The following is a 563-nucleotide window of genomic DNA, read 5'->3' as shown; positions in this document are numbered from 1 at the left end:
GACACTGGAAGGCCCAAAGGGTGTTACGACCGTAGAAGCCGAATCCGAGCCGTCTATGATGGATCGCGTGTCCGGTCTCCTAGGGGCACCCGCTGGTTCCGTGTCTGGTCCCGCAGGCATGTCGGCGGCCGGCACGGGAACTACGATATCGAGTGGGGCACTTACTGCTGGTGGCACAAAGCCTGTGGCTATCAAGCTGAGCAACAGTGCAGAGTCCGCGATTGAGAAGGCAGCTGCTGATCAGACTGCGCTATACAAGAAGCTATACGATTTCTTGAGCGGCAGTCGCGGCCATACGGGTGACGCACACGAGGGAGGCGTTCAGGGCGATCTCAACGAAGAGGACCGCGCGGATATATGGTGGAGATCGTTCCGCAACTGGATGGGTTCCGATCTTGGCAAGAAGGCGCGCAAACAAAGAAATGAGGACCCCTCATGGCTTTCGTGGCTTAAGCGCCTAGGCCCACTATTGGCGTCCATGGTTCTTGACCCAGAACTCTACAAAGAGATGGGTGCACTTATGGACAAATACCTGACATGGGATAACGTAGTCAAGGTGTTCA

1 protein-coding gene is annotated in these 563 nt (G+C 56.1%); it reads left to right on the top strand.

The annotated features are described in order from the left end of the window. Positions 1 to 184: 184 nt before the first annotated feature. On the top strand, positions 185 to 563 hold a 379-nt coding region (locus tag AC1RPQ_RS07805), incomplete at its 3' end, for a hypothetical protein (RefSeq protein ID WP_481762233.1).

It is taken from the genome of Dellaglioa sp. CoH-57-MRSF-21, assembly GCF_056781915.1.
Note: the sequence above shows the minus strand (reverse complement) of the source record. Positions and strands in the feature narration are given on the sequence as shown.